We start from the raw sequence: 14,782 nt of genomic DNA, 5'->3' as shown, positions 1-14,782 counted from the left end.
CACGGATGATGCGCGTGCGCCCGGGATTTGAGAAGCGCGCCGGCTCAGCGCTGCCCGAACAGGTGCTTGCGCTCGGCGTCGCTGAGCGGCTTGCCCGCGTTCGGGTTCACCTGCTCCTTCAAGGCGTAGGCGCGCTGGGTGGCCGGGCGCGCGGCGATGGCATCGTGCCAGCGCTTGAGGTGCGGGAAGGCGGCGTAGTCGGGGGTCAGGCCGTTGTACACCTCGATCCATGGGTAGCTGGCCATGTCGGCGATGCCGTAGGCGTCGCCGGCCAGATAGGCGCTGTGCGCCAGGCGCTTGTCCAGCACGCCGTGCAGGCGCCGCACCTCGTTGCCGTAACGCTCGATCGCATAGCCGATCTTCTCAGGCGCATAGACGTTGAAGTGGCCCATCTGCCCGGTCATCGGGCCGAGCCCGGCCATCTGCCAGAACAGCCATTCCAGCGCGACCACGCGCCCGCGCGGATCGGCCGGCAGGAAGCGGCCGGTCTTCTCGGCCAGGTACAGCAGGATCGCGCCGGACTCGAACACGCTCTGCGGCGCGCCGCCGTCGGCCGGGGCGTGGTCGACGATGGCCGGCATCTTGTTGTTGGGCGAGATCGCCAGGAACTCCGGCGCGAACTGCTCGCCGGCGCCGATGTTGACCGGCTTGAGCGTGTAGTCCAGCCCGGCTTCCTCGAGGAACAGGGTGACCTTGTGGCCGTTGGGGGTGGGCCAGTAGTACAGATCGATCATGGCGGCGCTCCTGGACAGGGAACCCCGAGTGTAGCGGCGCCCCCCCGGCTTGGCAGCGTCACCGCCGGCCGGGTACCCTGGCCGCTCCCGCAACGCAGCATTCCAGACCACGCCATGACTCCCGAGCGGCCTCGCCTGCATCCCCTGTCCAACCTGATCTTCGCCTCGCGCTGGCTGCAGTTGCCGCTGTACCTGGGGCTGATCGTGGCCCAGGGCGTGTACGTGTTCCTGTTCGGCAAGGAGCTGTGGCACCTGATCCACGAAGCGCCGAGCCTGGGCGAGCAGCAGATCATGCTGATCGTGCTCGGCCTGATCGACGTGGTGATGATTTCCAACCTGCTGGTGATGGTGATCGTCGGCGGCTACGAGACCTTCGTGTCGCGGCTGGGCCTGGAAGGCCACCCGGATCAGCCGGAGTGGCTGAGCCACGTCAACGCGAGCGTGCTCAAGGTCAAGCTGGCGCTGTCGATCATCGGCATCTCCTCGATCCACCTGCTCAAGACCTTCATCGCGGTCGGCGCGCTCGGCGGCATGCCGATGTGTTCGCCGGAGCAGCTGGCCAGCGCCGTGGGCACGGTGGATCTGAAGAGCTGCGCGACGCTGACCGCCACCGGCGTGCTGTGGCAGACCATCATCCACGGCATCTTCATCCTGTCGGCGATCGGCATCGCCTGGACCGACCGGATCATGTCCGCGTCCGCGCCGGCGCGCCCGGCGCATTGACGGACGCGCGCAGCGTCACGCTTTTTGCCGCATGGCAGCGTCTGCCACGCACGCGGCGGCCGCGGATGCTAGATTGACCGATGGGGTGCGCTGGCGGCATGGGGGCCGCAGCACCGCGAACGCACCGCCGTCGCATCGTTGATTGCCAACACCGGGGATTCAGGGGGACGCATGTCGCAACTCACCACACTCGCCAAGGCGCGCCGTGTCGCGCCGGTCCTGTTGCTGGCCGCGCTGGCGGCCTGCTCCAAGCAGGACGAGACCGCACCACCCAGCGCCACGCCGGCCACCGCCGCAGCCAACGCTGCGGCGACGCCGGCGGTGTCGGCCAAGGTGCAGTCGATGGGCACTGAACAGTTGCACGACTCGGCCAGCCAGGCGCTGCGCGAGAACCGCATGTACGCGCCGGCCGGCAACAACGCGGTCGAGTACTACCTGGCGCTGCGCGACAAGCAGCCGGACGACGCGGGGGTCAAGAGCGCGCTGACCGACCTGATGCCGTACACGCTGATCGCCGCCGAACAGAGCATCAACCGCGAGGATTTCCCGGAGGCCCAGCGCCTGATCGGCCTGATCGAGAAGATGGATCCGCAGGCGCCGGCCCTGCCGCGGCTCAAGCAGGGCATCAGCAAGGGCATGGAGGCCGTGACTCAGCGCAGCCAGGACGAGACCGACAAGGCCAAGAAGGACGCCGAGCAGAAGGCCAAGCTCGCGGCCGAGCAGCAGAAGCAGGCGCAGCAGCAGGCCAGCGAAGCGCAGGCGGCGCAACAGATCGCTGCGCAGCAGGAGGCCGCGCGCCGCGAGAGCGCACGCCAGGAGGCCGAACGCCAGGCCGCCGCGCGCCCCGCCACGCCCGCCGCGACGCAACCGACGCCTGCACCTGCCGCGGCACCCGCGGCCGCGCCGGCGGCCACGGCGCAGACCCTGCGCCCGATCAGCACCCCGGCCCCGCGCTATCCGCCCGAAGCCCTGCGCTCGGGGACGGCCGGCGAAGTGCTGGTGGAGATCACCGTCGGCACCGACGGCGCGGTCACCAATGCCCGCGTCCTGCGCTCCACGCCGCCGCGGGTGTTCGACCGCGAGGCATTGAACGCGACCAAGCGCTGGCGCTTCGAGCCGGTCAGCGCCCCGGTGACCACCCGCCGGACGCTGGCGTTCAATCCCGGCGGTTGAGCCGCCGTTGACGCGTGCCCGGCCACCGTGGCCGGGCACGCCGCATCGCCAGGCGCGGCACCGCGCGAAAACGCTCAGGACACCGGCGCACTATCCGCACGGCGCCCGGGCGCGCCGAAGCGCCCCTTGCGCCAGGCCACCCAGGTCGCGATCGCACCCACCACCGTGCACACCAGCAGGCCCGGCAGCGATGCTTCCGGGCCGAAGGCGCCGCCGCTCAGCCAGTCCGGCATCCCGGCCTGCACCGTGCTGCGCGCCACCGCCGGGCCCATGTCGGTGCCCGACACCGCCGCGCCGAACAGATAGCCCTGGGTGAAGTTCCAGGCCGCGTGCACGCCGATGGACACCCACAGCCGGCCGGTGAGCACGTAGAAGGCGCCCAGCATGATGCCGGCCTCCACCGCGATGCAGAGCGCGGCGAACACGCTCGCGTTCGGATTGCCGAGGTGGGCCAGGCCGAACAGCGCCGCCGACAACGCGAACGCCAGCCAGGGACCGAACGCGCGCCACAGCAGCCGCAGCAGGATCGCGCGCAGCATCAGTTCTTCCACCACGCCGGCCTGCAGTGCCTTGCCGAGCGCCCCCCACGCCGGCGCCGGCCCGGTCCAGCGGATCGCGTACACGCCCAACGCCACCATGAGCGCCATCACCGCCGCGAACATCGCCGCGCCCAGCAGCAACCCCAGGGTCAACTGCGATGGCATCGCGCGCCAGGCGAGCTCCGCCGGCCAGCGCCGCTCGCCCAGGCGCACCGCCACGGCGTAGAGGATGGCGGCCATCGATGCCGTGGCATACGGTGCGAGTTGACCCGCGCCCGGCGGCAGGAGCCTGCCGCACAGCAGCGGCACCGCCACTGCCACGACCACCATCAGCGCCAGCAAGGCGACCGCCCAGGCCACCGCCCTCAGCCAGCGCAGCATGCCCGGCTGCAGGATGCGCGCCTCGCCCAACACCAGCAGGCGCGTGCGGTCGGCGGCATGCGTTGCAGGCGCATCGTGTGGATCGGAAGACATGCAAGGCTCGCTGCGGATCGGGGTACAGGAAGGCGGATGCAGCCGCCGTGCGGGAACGCCATGCGCATCGCCGCCGCACGTTCGCGCGGCGACCGCGACCAGGGCGGCGCAGCGCGCGGACCTTGCCCGCGCGCTGCTGGCGCTTATGCGGAGATCGCCAACTGCTCCTGCCGGTAGCGGCGCACCGCCGCCAGCCACAGCACCGCGGCCAGGCCGAAGCCGGTGAGCAGGTAGACCGCCCAGATCTGCGGATCGATCGTCTCGCGGCGGATGATCTTCATCAGCATCTGGTTCTGCGCCAGGAACGGCACCGCGAACTGCCACAGCGTGGTTTTCAGCGGATACACCATCAAGGCGTAGCCGGGCAGCATCGGCAGCAGCATCAGCCAGGTCATGTGGCTCTGCGCTTCCTTCATGCTCTTGGCCGAGGCCGCCAGGTAGGTCAGCAGCGAGGTGCCGATGAACAGCATCGGCAACAGCACGAACAGCATCTGCAGCATCGCCACGAAGCTGACGTTGAGTTGCCGGCCGATGCCGCTGGCCACCTGCGCGCTGAGCTTGAACGCGAGCAGGGTCAGCAGCAGCGACACCAGGCCGACCACGCAGGCCGCGGCGATCTTGCCGCTGACGATGGCGCTGCGCGAGGCCGGCGTGGCCAGCAGCGGCTCCAGCGATTGCCGCTCGCGTTCGCCGGCGGTGGCGTCGAGGATCAGGTAGGCGCCGCCGATGAACGAGGTGATGGTCAGCAGCACCGGCAGCAGCATCGCCAGCAACGCACCGCGCTTGGCCTCCGGCGTGGCCAGGTCCTGCAGCGCCACGTCCAGCGGCCGCGACACCTGCGAATCGATGCCGCGCGCCAGCAGGCGCAGGGCACCGACCTGCTGGCCGTACATGCTCAACGCAGCCTGCACGCGCTGGGTCGGGATGTCGGCGTCGCGGCGGGTGCTGTCCTTGATGATCTCCACCAGCGCCGGGCGCCCTTCGTGCCAGGCGTTGGCGTAGTCCTCGTCGATCTTCAACGCCAGGTCCACGTCCTGGCTGCGGATCGCACCGGTCAGATCCTTCGGCGGCGCGACCGCGTTCAGGCCCTGCGCGGCGAGGAAGGCGACCAGGTTCGGCGCGCGTTCGCGGCCGATCACCGGAATGTCCAGCGGCTTGTCGATCTGCGTGCGCACGCGGCTCTCGGCCAGCGCGCCCATGCCCAGGATCAGCGCCGGGTACAGCAGCGGCCCCAGCAGCAAGGCCAAGGCCAGGGTGCGGCGGTCGCGCGAGAGGTCGCGCAATTCCTTGCGCATCACGGTGAATACGGTACGGAGCAGGCTCATGCGTGCAGTCCCTCGTCGCTGCCGATCGCCTTGACGAAGGCGTCTTCCAGATTGGGTTCGCCGGTGAGGGCGCGCAGTTCGTCAGCGGTGCCGGCGGCCACCACCGTGCCCTTGGCGATGATCACGATGCGATCGCACAGCGCCGCCACCTCCTGCATGATGTGGCTGGAAAAGATCACGCAACGCCCTTCCTCGCGCAGCTCGCGCAGGAACCCGCGCAGCGCCCGCGTGGTCATCACGTCCAGGCCGTTGGTGGGTTCGTCCAGGATCACGTTGCGCGGGTCGTGGACCAGCGCGCGGGCGATCGCGGTCTTGGTGCGCTGGCCCTGGCTGAAGCCTTCGGTCTGGCGGTCGAGGATGTCGTCCATGTCCAGCGCCTTCGACAGCAGCCGCGTGCGCTCGGCGATGCGGGCCGCCGACAGTCCGTGCAGCTCGCCGAAGTAGGCGATGTTCTCGCGCGCGGTCAGCCGCTTGTACACGCCACGCGCGTCCGGCAGCACGCCCAGCGCGCGCCGCACCGCCATCGGATCCTGGCCCACGTCGACGCCGTCCACGCGCACCTGGCCCTGGTCCGGCGCCATCAGCGTGTACAGCATGCGCAAGGTGGTGGTCTTGCCGGCGCCGTTGGGGCCGAGCAGACCGGTGATCTGGCCGTCGGCGGCCTGGAAGCTGACCCCTTGCACCGCCTGCACGGTGCCGGCGCGGGTCTTGAATGCCTTGTGCAGATTGTCGGCGACGATCATGCCTGCCCCTCCCTGTCGAACGCTGCGCAGCTCATGGTTCCCATCCGTTGAATGAAGTGAAGGCCGGCACGCCGCTCATCGCGTCCAGGCAGGTGGCATCGAGGTGTTTGGCGTCGGCGGTCTCGAAGAACTGGCCGAGCAGCTTGGGCATGCAGCCCAGGGTCATGGTGCCGTGACCCTGGCCGTGCACCACCAGGTGGCGGCCGTTGGGCAATCCCTTCAGCACGCGCTCGGCGTAACGCGGCGGCGTCACCGGATCCAGCTGGCCGGAGGTCAGCAGCACCGGCAAAGTGGAGGTGAATGGCGCGGTGAAGTCGGCCGGCCGGGTGCCGGTCGGCCACACCGGGCAGGGCGCGAAGAACATCTGCGCCACGTCCGGGCCGAGCAGCGTGTCGTGCCTCTGCGGCGCGCGATAGCGGTCGGCGTCCTCGGCGCAGATCACCGACCACTGCATGCCGCGGTTCATCTGGCCGTCCAGTTGCCCGCCCATCATCCGCGCCAGCGACATCAGCGGCCCGTAGCGGCCGTTGGCGGCCTCGTCCAGCACCAGCGGCAGCAGCGACGCGGTCTGCGGTGCGTAGGAGAACGAGAACGCCAGGCTGGTGACGGTGTCGGCGGTGACGCGGTCGTGGCGGCTCTCGCCGCTGGCCGGATCGCGGTAGTCCACCTCCACCGGCGCCTGCCGCAGCCGCTCCACCACCGCACGCAACTGCGTGCGGGTATCGGTGGGGAAGCGCTTGGCGCAGGCCGGGTCGGCCTTGCACTGCTCGGCCTGCAGGGCGATGGCATCCTCGAAGGTCGTGGCGAACTCGCCGCCGACCACCAGGTCGTTCGGCGCCACGCCATCGATGACCACGCTGCGCACGTGCGGCGCGTAGCGGCGCGCGTACTGCTGGGCGACGCGGGTGCCGTAGGAACCGCCGATCAGGTTGATCTTGTCCACGCCCAATGCGGCGCGCACCGCATCCAGATCGCCGATCGCCTGGGTGGTCGTGTAGTAGCGCGGATCGGCGCGGCCCTGCAGCGACTGCGCGCAGCGGCGGGCGTAGTCGACCAGTTCGTTCGCGGTGGGCGCGCGCGCCGGATCGGCCAGCGGCATCTCCTTGCCGTCCGGACCCAGGCAGCTCAGCGGATTGGACTGGCCGGTACCGCGCTGGTCGATCAGGAACACGTCGCGACGCTTGCGGGTTTCGCGCAGCGCCATGTCGACGATGCTGGCGACCTGGGTCGCGGCCTGGCCGGGGCCGCCGGCGAGGAAGAACACCGGATCCGGGTCGCTGCCGCCCTCGCCGGTGATCGGCAGCCAGGCGATGTTGAGTTCGATCTTGCGGCCGTTCGGCGCCGCCGGATTCTCCGGCACTGGCATGCGCGCGCACTGCGCCGCGACGTTGTTGGAGGCCACCGGATTGGTCAGCGTGCACGGGTGGAAGCGCAGCGCGCCATAGCTGCGTTCGGACGACTGCGGCGTCGGTGCCTGGGCCGCCTGGCAGGCGGCGAGCAACAGGGTCGCCGCCGCGATGGCGAACGGCCGGGAGGGGTGTCGCATGGTTCGCATCCTTGAGTTCATGGCTTGCAGAATGCCATGCCGGAACATGGCGTCGTCGGGGCCCGGTGGGGCATGGAACGGAGTGCGCGTTACTCGCCCTCATCGAACAGGAACACCTGCTCGATGCTGTGCGCGAACAGCCGCGCGATACGGAACGCCAGCGGCAGGCTCGGATCGTACTTGCCGGTCTCCAGCGCATTGATGGTCTGCCGCGACACGCCCAGCCGCTCGCCCAGTTCGCCCTGCGACCAGCCGTGCGCCTCGCGCAGTTCGCGGATGCGGCTGTTCATTGGTAGCGGCGCGCGTTCGCGACCTTGACCACGCCATACGTCATGCACAGCGCGGGGAACACCCACAGCATCGCCGTGGACGCTGCCACTGCGATCACCTGCGCCGCCTGCAGGAAGCCGGCCGCCATGTAGACGCCGCAGATCAGCCCGGCGGCGATGGCGATGGACTCCAGTTCGATGCGCCGCTGCAGTTCGTCGGAGTCGCGCACGAAGCGCGCCACCGCACGGATCACCAGCGCCAGCATCAAGGCCGGCAGCAGCGCGACCACCACGCGCAGCCAGTGCGCGTCGACGCTGTCGAGCAGGCGCTTCCAGAACAGCATCACCACCACATAGGCGCCCATTGGCGGGAAGAACTCGCGGTAATAGCGCCGCGCCAGCGCCCGCGGCGCACTGTCGGCCAGGCTGCCCCGCGACCACCACATCAACAGCGCCATGAACAGGCCGCCGATGCCGACGCCCATGCATACCCCACGCAGATACTCGCTGCCGCCGAGCGGCAGCCAGGCGGCCGCCGCCAATAGCGCAAGACTCACGCACAGCACCACGATCGCGTTGCGCCTGCAGTTGCCCATCACTGTCCCCGATTCTCAGCCGATCCCCGATCCGGCACCGTTGCGGCTGCCGCTCCTGCCGTGTCGACCTTGTCCCCTGTCAAGCACGCTTGACAGGAGAATGCGCGCAGCGGGAACGACTGTCAAGCGTCCTTTACAGATCGAGCGAAAGCATCATGGGCTGGCACAACTGGCCCTCTCCCACTGGGAGAGGGTTGGCGTGAGAGTAAGCGCGCGAAGCGCACCCGCCGCTGCGAGAACGCGCGGCTTCGCCCCCGGCAGACATTCACGGTGAGGCGGTCGCGGCTGAAGCCGCTCCTACGCAGGATGTCCGCGCCGACGGCAACCACCATTGGCTGTTGACCTGTCCGGACGAGACGAAGACAAACCCAGACGGCGCGAGTAGCCCCTCTCCCACCGGGAGAGGGGTTGGGGTGAGGGTAAGCGCGCGAAGCGCACCCGGTGCTGCGAGAACGCGCGGCTTCGCCCCCGGCAGACATTCACGGTGAGGCGGCCGCGGCTGAAGCCGCTCTACGAGCGGACGTCGCGCCGGCGGCAGCCGCTACTTGCTGCTGACGTACTTCTCGCGGCGGATGTGCTGCACCGGCAGCCCCGCCTCCTTCAGCGCATCGAAGCAGGCGTCGACCATGTTCGGATTGCCGCACAGGTAGGCGATGTCGCCCTCGGCCTGCGGCGCGAATTCGCCGAGGAACTGCTGCACGTAGCCATGCCGTACATCGGCATGCGGCGCCTCCGGCAGTTCGCGCGAGAAGCACGGCACGAAACGGAAACCGGGATGCGCATCGGCGAAGGCACGGAACTCGTCGCCGTACAGCAGCTCGGCCGGCGTCCGCGCGCCCAGCAGCAGCACCACCTCCACACCGCGCTCGGCCATCGCCGCTTCCAGCAGCGGCAGCATCGAGCGGTACGGGGTGACGCCGGTGCCGGTGGCGATCAGCAGATAGCGACGGTTGACGTCGCCGGGCTGCAGGCAGAAGCGCCCGTAAGGACCGCTGGCGCAGACCTGGCCGCCGATCTCCAGCCCCTCAAACAACGCCGTGGCCGCGCCGCCGGCGACGAAGCTGACCGCGATCTCGACGGTGGCATCGGCCGGCTGCGCCGGATCGTGGCGGGTGGCCAGCGAGTAGCTGCGCTTGGTCGCGGTGCCGTCGGCATAATGGAAGTGCACCTGCACGAACTGGCCGGGCACGAACGGCAGGGGTTGGCCGTCGTCGCGAACGAAGCGGTAGTGGCCGACGGCCGGGGCCAGCATGTGGCGATCGACCAGTTTCAGCGGGAATTGGGCAGGCACGGAGATGCAACAGTCTGTGGCCGGGGGCGACCCCACGAGGTCTTCTATAATAGCGGCTGCACTTCTCCTGCGCCGTCGATGCGGCGCGAAGGCCCGTCTTGACTCCCGCATCCGCTCCTTCTCCCCAGACGCTGGCGCCTGCCCTGCGCGTGCGCGACCTGCGCAAGACCTACGACAACGGCGTGCAGGCCCTGCATGGCGTGTCGCTGGACGTGCTACCCGGCGACTTCTTCGCCCTGCTGGGCCCCAACGGCGCCGGCAAGTCCACCCTGATCGGCATCATCAGCTCGCTGGTCAACCTCAGCGCCGGCCAGGTCGAGGTGTTCGGCACCGACCTGAGCAGCCAGCGCAGCGCGGCGATGCGCCTGATCGGCCTGGTGCCGCAGGAGATCAACTTCAACCTGTTCGAGAAACCCTTCGACATCCTGGTCAACTACGCCGGCTTCTACGGCATGCCGCGCGCCGAGGCCGAGCGTCTGGCCGAAGTGGAACTCAAGCGCGCGCACCTGTGGGAGAAGGCCCAGGTGATGAGCCGCACCCTGTCCGGCGGCATGAAGCGGCGGCTGATGATCGCCCGCGCGATGATGACCCGGCCGCGCCTGCTGATCCTGGACGAACCCACCGCCGGCGTGGACATCGAGATCCGCCGCGACATGTGGCGCGTGCTGCGCGAGATCAACGGCGCCGGCACCACCATCATCCTCACCACGCACTACCTGGAGGAAGCGGAGAGCCTGTGCCGCAACCTGGCGATCATCGACCGCGGCCGCATCGTCGAACAGGGCCCGATGCGCGCGTTGCTGGCCAAGCTGGACGTGGAAGGCTTCCTGCTGGACATCGATGGCGAACTGCCGGCACAGCTGCCGGCGATCGAGGGCACCACCCTGCTCGCCCAGGACGCGCACACCCTGGACCTGGACATGCCGCGGGCCATGGACCTCAACCGCGTGTTCGCCGCGCTGGGCGACGCCGGCATCCGCGTGCGCTCCATGCGCACCAAGAGCAATCGCCTGGAAGAACTGTTCGTGCGCCTCACCGGCGAGCACCGCGACGCCGCCACGGCCAGCGCCGGCGCCACGCCGCCGTCCGCCACTCCCTGATGCCCCCACGGCGACGACCATGACGACCCAGACCGATTCCACCCTCCCCGTTTCCGACGCCACCCCGGCCCAGCGCAACTGGATCGCGCTGGGCACCATCGTGCGCCGCGAGGTCAAGCGCATCCTGCGCATCTGGGGCCAGACCCTGGTGCCGCCGGCGATCACCATGACCCTGTACTTCCTGATCTTCGGCGGGCTGATCGGCTCGCGCGTGGGCGACATGGGCGGCTACAGCTACATGCAGTTCATCGTCCCCGGCCTGGTGATGATGAGCGTGATCCAGAACAGCTACGGCAACATCAGCTCCAGCTTCTTCGGCGCCAAGTTCGGCCGCCACGTCGAGGAACTGCTGGTCAGCCCCATGCCCAACTGGGTGATCCTCTGGGGCTACGTCGCCGGCGCCGTGCTGCGCGGACTGATGGTCGGCGTGATCGTGCTGATCATCGCCATGTTCTTCACCCCGGTGCGCATCCCGCACCCGCTGGTGACCCTGACCACGGTGCTGCTGGGCGCCACCATCTTCTCCCTGGCCGGCTTCATCAACGCGGTCTACGCGAAGAAGTTCGACGACGTGGCGATCGTGCCGACCTTCATCCTGACCCCGCTGACCTACCTGGGCGGCGTGTTCTACTCGGTCAAGCTGCTGCCCGGCTGGGCCGAGGCCGCCACCCACGCCAACCCGATCTTCTACATGGTCAATGCCTTCCGTTACGGTCTGCTCGGCAGCAGCGACGTGCCGGTGTGGGTGGCCTACAGCCTGATGCTGGGCTTCGTCGCGGTACTGGCGGCGCTGGCGCTGTGGTTGCTGCGGCGCGGGGTGGGGTTGCGGAGCTGACGTTCCGCGTCCTCCGCGCCCGAGTTGCAGACGGCTCACGCGCCCCAGGCCCCGCAGGCGGCGGCACCACCGGGACCCGTCCCTGCGTCGGCCCGGCTCAGAATCTCTGACGGCAAACCTGGGGCGGCGTCGCGCCGTCTGCCAGCTATGTCGTGATTTCACGGGCTTAGCCGAAGCAGGCGTCGCCAGCTTGCACCGTGTCGATACAAATCGCCGGCTGTCCCGCTTTGCGTCGCCGACCGCCTGCGCTCATTGGTCCGCGCCTGCGCAAACCAGTGAGCGCAGAGGCATTCGCGGATGGCATGACGCGCCACACGCCGCCATATCCGCCACGCATCACACCCAAATCTGACGGTGCGCACGCCGCAACTGCACCGAATTCACAATTGTATATTCCATACGGGATCGCACGCGTCCAAAGTTTGACTCAATAATGTGATGCGAACCTAGTTAAGCGCCAATTTATTAACGCTAGTTTTCTTGTAACGGCAATAAGCCGACGCTACAGTGCACACGTCCGCTACACACCATCTCTTTACTGGACGTAAAGCGCGGGCCGGAGACCAGCTTCGTCTCCGTGAACGACTTCACTTAATGAACCCACTCGCCACACGTTGCCGCGGGGCACGCTTGTGTGTTGCCGGTAATTGGGCGATCGAGCCAAGGAGAGGAATCAGATGAAGATCCAACGCAAGCCCATCCGCTTCGGCCGCAAGCAGCAAGGCCAAGGCATGACCGAGTACATCATCATCGTGGCCCTGATCGCGATTGCGGCGATCGGCGTGTTCACGTTCTTCGGCGGCACCGTCCGCAGCCAGGTCGCCGGTATGGCGCAGGAGCTGTCGGGCAAGCAGGATGCCAGCCAGATGATCAACCGCGCTGGCACCAACGCCGGCAAGGCGCAGGCGCAGGCCGACAAAGACAAGGGCATGGCCGCTTACAACGGCAACAAGTAACGCCCTTGCCACCATCTGCCCGACGGCGGGCAGATGGTGGCCTGCCATTGGTCGTACCGGCAGGAGCCATCCGCAGGCTTCTGCGCATAGTTAGCTCTTCAATCCCATGGAACCAGCCGGGTCCGACGCATGCGTCGTGCCCTCGGCGTGGTGTTGCCCGAAGGAAGCCGTATGGTGATCATCGCCGCTGCCGATTCCTCGACCAGGACGGTCGCCCAAGGGCCTACCTGCGCTCGCGCCAGGATGCGAGGACAGGCCATGCCGATGGTGCTGGTCTTCCTGATGGTGCTGTGTGTGGGCTTGCTGGTGACCTTCAACACCGGCCAGGTGGTCGGCAAGAAGGTCGAACTCACCAATGCCGCCGATGCCGCGGCGTACAGCATCGCCGTCGAGCAGGCGCGCGCGCGTAATTTCGCGGCGTATCTGAATCGTGGACGCGTCGCCAACGAAGTGGCGATCGCACAGGTGGTCAGTCTGAATTCCTGGCTGACCATGGTGCACTCCTCCTCGGTGCACTTCGAGAAGGTCGTAGAGGTCGCGGAAGTCTTGCTGTTCTGGGTGCCGGCTCTTGGTCAAGTCCTGATCGGCGTGGATCGCGCGATGACGGCGATCAACAGCGCCCTCAAGGTGTTTCGCCGGACTTTCCTGCAGGCCGCGACCACCACCATCGGCCTCTTGGATCAAACGTTCGACCATCCCTATGCGCTGGCCGCCGAAGCGGCCGTCGGCGATCTCACGTCCGAAGCCAACGTCTTCGCCATGGCCAGCAAAGTGGTCAAGGACAATGTGCCCGATGCCGATCTGACCGTGGTCGGCAAGGGCGTTCTGGCCAAGAACGTGCTTTCCGCAGGCAATCAGCTCGAAAGCTATAACCCGGGCGAACGCCGCGGTCTGACCAGTACCAACCAGGGTGGCGAGCGCTACCGCAATGTGGTGATGGCGTCGCGCGATACGTTCACGCGCGCGCGCGACGGCACCGCGTTCGGCATCTTCAACAACAACGGCGGCACCGACATGGTCGAGTACGACCGCTGGTCGGCCGTTGATACCTTCCAACTCAAGCTTCCGCTGCTCTTCACTACCCTCAAGATTCCGATTGGTTGGGCTGGAACGCAGGCGGTCAACAATCGCAAACCCAACTTCTTTCCCGGCATGAACAACGGGCGGGGATGGCGGTCGCCCTACGAAAACAATCGCACCTATCGGGCTTACAACGGCACCAAACGCAGCGACATCGCCGGCGCATTCATCGAAGGCGACCCGGCCGTGATTCCGGACTTCAAGCGCAACGACGCGTTCATCAACAGCTACCGTTACGGCATCAGCCCACGCTATCGGGACGTCAAGGATGCGTACTCGCAGCAGCCCGACGGCGCGAATGCGGGGCCGATCTATACCGTCGAAGTCGGCACCCGGGTCGACAAGGCGCGCACCAGCTCGGCGCTGAAGATCGGCAGTGGCCGAATGCAACTGAAGGACCAGGCACGCGGCGACCAATTGCGCGCGATGGCCAGTGCGCAGGTCTACTTCAATCGGCCCCGTGAACTCAGCGCGTTCCGGCGCTCGGTCTGGGGCAGAGTCGACAGCAAGTTCGAAAAAGGCAGTCTGTTCAGTCCGTATTGGCAGGCGCGCCTGGTGCAAACCCCCATTTCCGACCGCACACTTCTGGTAGCCGCTCCATGATGGTACTGACCAACCGATCCCGCGCTCTGGCACTTGCTTGCATGGCCTCGCTGGCGTCCACCGCCGGTTGCCAGTCGCACGATGCGACCGAGAGCGGCAGCGGCGGGGATTCCTCCTCCGAAAGCGGCGTCAAGTCGCTGCCCGCCCTGCATGTCGTGCTGACCTGGGAGTCGCGCATGGGAGGCGAGAATCTGGAGCGCAAGAACTACCAAGCGAAGCTGGAAGCCTGCCGTGGCTCCGGCATGCCCACGCGTGCGCTTTCGCCGCAGGACGAAGCCAAACTGGGAACCGGCGAGGTCGAGATCATGATCGACGCGCATCGGCAGTTTGCGCATCAGGTCAGTTGGACCCTCGGCGCCGATGGCGATAGCGCGCAGGCTGCGTGCATGGTCAAGCTCGAGGAGCACACGGACAAGGACTCCATCGAAGACGCGAACGGCATGTACATGGCCATCGACAGCAGTGCGCGCGCGCAGGAGCGCCAGACCGTGCAGGCCATCGGCTGGAAACTGGCTGGCGACGCTCAGGTCAAGGGACAGCCCTGCACGCGTTGGGAGAACGGCAAACAGGAAGTGTGCATGTGGTCGGGCGGCAGCAAGTGGGGCTTTTCCGAATCGCCCGGCGATGCGGCCGGATGCACGATCGATGGTGCCGGTGCGTATCTGCAATCCATTCCGCTGGATGCCAAGCCCCTGCAGGGCGGCAACGGCTGCGTGCTGCAGGTCAAGTCGTTCAGTCTCGGCAGCGGTCTGATTCCTTCCAACGTGGCAGGTGAGAAGGAAGAAAACTAGGAGG

15 protein-coding genes are annotated in these 14,782 nt (G+C 67.9%); 7 read left to right on the top strand and 8 right to left on the bottom strand.

All coding sequences use genetic code 11. From position 1 onward, the window contains the following. Nucleotides 1–44: 44 nt before the first annotated feature. Complete coding sequence (locus FHR56_RS19810; RefSeq protein WP_160946794.1) at nt 45–734, bottom strand: glutathione binding-like protein; 690 nt, start codon at nt 732–734, stop codon at nt 45–47. A gap of 114 nt (nt 735–848) precedes the next feature. On the opposite strand from FHR56_RS19810, the gene FHR56_RS19805 reads away from it, so the two are divergent. Both FHR56_RS19805 and FHR56_RS19800 read left to right on the top strand, forming a co-directional pair. After that, nucleotides 849–1,457, top strand: a complete 609-nt coding sequence (locus FHR56_RS19805; RefSeq protein WP_017908501.1) for a TIGR00645 family protein — start codon at nt 849–851, stop codon at nt 1,455–1,457. 171 nt (nt 1,458–1,628) lie between these two features. Further along, complete coding sequence (locus FHR56_RS19800; protein WP_160946795.1) at nt 1,629–2,630, top strand: energy transducer TonB; 1,002 nt, start codon at nt 1,629–1,631, stop codon at nt 2,628–2,630. Nucleotides 2,631–2,704: 74 nt separating this feature from the next. Here FHR56_RS19800 and FHR56_RS19795 read toward each other — a convergent pair whose 3' ends face one another. The 7 genes from FHR56_RS19795 to FHR56_RS19765 form a co-directional block, all read right to left on the bottom strand. Further along, entirely contained in the window at nt 2,705–3,643 is a 939-nt protein-coding gene (locus tag FHR56_RS19795) for a CPBP family intramembrane glutamic endopeptidase (protein ID WP_160946796.1), read from the bottom strand. A gap of 143 nt (nt 3,644–3,786) precedes the next feature. Further along, nucleotides 3,787–4,968, bottom strand: coding sequence for an ABC transporter permease (locus FHR56_RS19790; protein WP_160946797.1), 1,182 nt, complete (start codon nt 4,966–4,968; stop codon nt 3,787–3,789). Next, nucleotides 4,965–5,711 carry an ATP-binding cassette domain-containing protein gene (locus FHR56_RS19785; RefSeq protein ID WP_017912098.1) on the bottom strand — a complete coding sequence of 249 codons (747 nt, stop codon included), beginning with the start codon at nt 5,709–5,711 and terminating at the stop codon, nt 4,965–4,967. The genes FHR56_RS19790 and FHR56_RS19785 overlap by 4 nt, the downstream gene beginning before the upstream one ends. 31 nt (nt 5,712–5,742) lie before the next feature. Next, nucleotides 5,743–7,257, bottom strand: a complete 1,515-nt coding sequence (locus FHR56_RS19780; RefSeq protein WP_160946798.1) for an alpha/beta fold hydrolase — start codon at nt 7,255–7,257, stop codon at nt 5,743–5,745. A gap of 89 nt (nt 7,258–7,346) precedes the next feature. Continuing rightward, a complete protein-coding gene (locus FHR56_RS19775; RefSeq protein ID WP_017908434.1) occupies nt 7,347–7,547 on the bottom strand; it encodes a helix-turn-helix transcriptional regulator in 201 nt (66 codons plus the stop codon). After that, complete coding sequence (locus FHR56_RS19770; RefSeq protein WP_184502839.1) at nt 7,544–8,122, bottom strand: hypothetical protein; 579 nt, start codon at nt 8,120–8,122, stop codon at nt 7,544–7,546. Before FHR56_RS19770 ends, FHR56_RS19775 begins: the two co-directional genes overlap by 4 nt. A gap of 541 nt (nt 8,123–8,663) precedes the next feature. Then, a complete protein-coding gene (locus FHR56_RS19765) occupies nt 8,664–9,374 on the bottom strand; it encodes an FAD-binding oxidoreductase (protein ID WP_237473131.1) in 711 nt (236 codons plus the stop codon). 137 nt (nt 9,375–9,511) lie between these two features. Between FHR56_RS19765 and FHR56_RS19760 the strand changes: the two genes are divergently transcribed. The 5 genes from FHR56_RS19760 (at nt 9,512) to FHR56_RS19740 (ending at nt 14,778) form a co-directional block, all read left to right on the top strand. Then, nucleotides 9,512–10,513 (top strand): ABC transporter ATP-binding protein, encoded by a 1,002-nt coding sequence (locus tag FHR56_RS19760; protein ID WP_184502838.1) that lies wholly within the window; start codon nt 9,512–9,514, stop codon nt 10,511–10,513. A gap of 19 nt (nt 10,514–10,532) precedes the next feature. Beyond that, nucleotides 10,533–11,348, top strand: coding sequence for an ABC transporter permease (locus FHR56_RS19755; RefSeq protein WP_160946800.1), 816 nt, complete (start codon nt 10,533–10,535; stop codon nt 11,346–11,348). A gap of 677 nt (nt 11,349–12,025) precedes the next feature. Next, nucleotides 12,026–12,304: a hypothetical protein gene (locus tag FHR56_RS19750; protein ID WP_017907702.1), complete on the top strand. Its 279-nt coding sequence runs from the start codon at nt 12,026–12,028 to the stop codon at nt 12,302–12,304. A gap of 171 nt (nt 12,305–12,475) precedes the next feature. Next, a complete protein-coding gene (locus tag FHR56_RS19745; RefSeq protein WP_160946801.1) occupies nt 12,476–13,987 on the top strand; it encodes a pilus assembly protein TadG-related protein in 1,512 nt (503 codons plus the stop codon). Beyond that, complete coding sequence (locus tag FHR56_RS19740) at nt 13,984–14,778, top strand: hypothetical protein (RefSeq protein WP_184502837.1); 795 nt, start codon at nt 13,984–13,986, stop codon at nt 14,776–14,778. The genes FHR56_RS19745 and FHR56_RS19740 overlap by 4 nt, the downstream gene beginning before the upstream one ends. Nucleotides 14,779–14,782 lie beyond the last annotated feature (4 nt).

It is taken from the genome of Xanthomonas sp. F10, from assembly GCF_014206815.1.
GTDB classification, from domain to species: Bacteria; Pseudomonadota; Gammaproteobacteria; order Xanthomonadales; family Xanthomonadaceae; genus Xanthomonas_A; species Xanthomonas_A indica.
Note: the sequence above shows the minus strand (reverse complement) of the source record. Positions and strands in the feature narration are given on the sequence as shown.

Excerpts from the sequence above, each read along its gene's own strand:
- FHR56_RS19755 (WP_160946800.1), top strand. The coding sequence starts at position 10,533 with ATGACGACCCAGACCGATTCCACCCTCCCCGTTTCCGACGCCACCCCG.
- FHR56_RS19765 (WP_237473131.1), bottom strand. The coding sequence starts at position 9,374 with ATGCTGGCCCCGGCCGTCGGCCACTACCGCTTCGTTCGCGACGACGGC.
- FHR56_RS19780 (WP_160946798.1), bottom strand. The coding sequence starts at position 7,257 with ATGCGACACCCCTCCCGGCCGTTCGCCATCGCGGCGGCGACCCTGTTG.
- FHR56_RS19805 (WP_017908501.1), top strand. The coding sequence starts at position 849 with ATGACTCCCGAGCGGCCTCGCCTGCATCCCCTGTCCAACCTGATCTTC.
- FHR56_RS19750 (WP_017907702.1), top strand. The coding sequence starts at position 12,026 with ATGAAGATCCAACGCAAGCCCATCCGCTTCGGCCGCAAGCAGCAAGGC.
- FHR56_RS19810 (WP_160946794.1), bottom strand. The coding sequence starts at position 734 with ATGATCGATCTGTACTACTGGCCCACCCCCAACGGCCACAAGGTCACC.
- FHR56_RS19790 (WP_160946797.1), bottom strand. The coding sequence starts at position 4,968 with ATGAGCCTGCTCCGTACCGTATTCACCGTGATGCGCAAGGAATTGCGC.
- FHR56_RS19785 (WP_017912098.1), bottom strand. The coding sequence starts at position 5,711 with ATGATCGTCGCCGACAATCTGCACAAGGCATTCAAGACCCGCGCCGGC.
- FHR56_RS19740 (WP_184502837.1), top strand. The coding sequence starts at position 13,984 with ATGATGGTACTGACCAACCGATCCCGCGCTCTGGCACTTGCTTGCATG.
- FHR56_RS19745 (WP_160946801.1), top strand. The coding sequence starts at position 12,476 with ATGGTGATCATCGCCGCTGCCGATTCCTCGACCAGGACGGTCGCCCAA.
- FHR56_RS19775 (WP_017908434.1), bottom strand. The coding sequence starts at position 7,547 with ATGAACAGCCGCATCCGCGAACTGCGCGAGGCGCACGGCTGGTCGCAG.
- FHR56_RS19795 (WP_160946796.1), bottom strand. The coding sequence starts at position 3,643 with ATGTCTTCCGATCCACACGATGCGCCTGCAACGCATGCCGCCGACCGC.
- FHR56_RS19800 (WP_160946795.1), top strand. The coding sequence starts at position 1,629 with ATGTCGCAACTCACCACACTCGCCAAGGCGCGCCGTGTCGCGCCGGTC.
- FHR56_RS19770 (WP_184502839.1), bottom strand. The coding sequence starts at position 8,122 with ATGGGCAACTGCAGGCGCAACGCGATCGTGGTGCTGTGCGTGAGTCTT.